Source organism: Moorena sp. SIO4A1, from assembly GCF_010672065.1.
Lineage (GTDB): Bacteria > Cyanobacteriota > Cyanobacteriia > Cyanobacteriales > Coleofasciculaceae > Moorena.
Map to the genome: position 1 here is coordinate 1 of NZ_JAAHHX010000898.1, position 1,202 is coordinate 1,202.

A 1,202-nucleotide genomic window follows, 5' to 3' on the forward strand; every position below is an offset into this window, starting at 1 on the left:
GAAAGGCTTGACTCAGTCTGCTCTCAATTCCATGCTGCCAAAACTCAAAAAAGAAGAAGAGACTGAATGGTTAAAAGATTGCTACTCTCAGATATTACAGTCCGTAAGTCTCAATCTTAGCCGTGCATATCAGAACTTTTTTGAAGGTAGAGCAAAATATCCTAAGTTCAAGTCATACCACCATCGCCAATCCATTCAGTATCCTCAAAACGTCAAGCAAGTTGGTAATCGCCTTAAATTTCCTGGAAAATTGGGAATTGTCAAAGCAGTGATTCATCGGCCATTAGACGGGGAAATTAAAACGGTAACAGTTAGCAGAGATCCTTCTGGGAAATATTACGCTTCTGTTTTGATGGAATACGAGTCCAAGGGAACAAAGCCATCAACAAACGGAAAGGTGATTGGGATTGACTTGGGCATTAAAGATTTTGCTATTACTTACGATGGCGAAAAGACCTCTAAATTTGGCAATCCTAAGCATATAGCTAGATCCGAGAAAAAATTAGCTAAGAAACAACGTATTGCAGCCCGAAAAAAGAAAGGCAGTAATAAGCGCAGAAAGGCTCGCCGGATTGTAGCTAAGGTATATGAACGTATTGGAAATGTCCGCCAAGACTACTTACATAAACTATCCAGGAAGATTGTAGATCAGAACCAGGTAGTAGTAGTTGAAAACCTAAATGTCAAGGGCATGGTTCGTAACCATAAATTAGCTAAAGCAATATCTGATCTAAGCTGGGGAACTTTTGTAAACTTCCTGTCTTATAAATGCGAAAAAGAAGGAAAAGTGTTAGTTGAGATAAATCGATGGTTCCCCAGTTCTAAAACCTGTTCTAATTGCCATTATCGAATCAAAGAATTGCCACTAGACGTAAGGACTTGGACTTGTCCAAGTTGTGGAACTTGTCACGACAGAGACGGTAATGCGGCCAAAAATATTAGAGCAGAAGGGATCAGAATGCTATCCTCCTCTGGGACGGGGGAGGATAACGCCAGGGTCGAAGAAGTAAGACCAAGACGTGGGCGTCCGTCCAAGTTAAGGCATTCTTCCGTGAAGCTGGAAGCCCCGGCCTGGCCTTTTGGCCACGCTTCGCGAACAACAAAGTAGGCCGGGGTAGTTCACGCCATAGCCTTTTTCTTTTACCGTAGAATTTTGCAGAAGGCTAGAGTAAGCTAGGATAGCCGGAAAGCTGAAGGTTCTT

At 42.5% G+C, this 1,202-nt stretch carries 1 protein-coding gene; it reads left to right on the plus strand.

What is annotated here, in order from left to right:
* A partial coding sequence (locus tag F6K53_RS43895) for an RNA-guided endonuclease TnpB family protein (protein WP_293087126.1) occupies window positions 1-1,108 on the plus strand: 1,108 nt, incomplete at its 5' end.
* Window positions 1,109-1,202 lie beyond the last annotated feature (94 nt).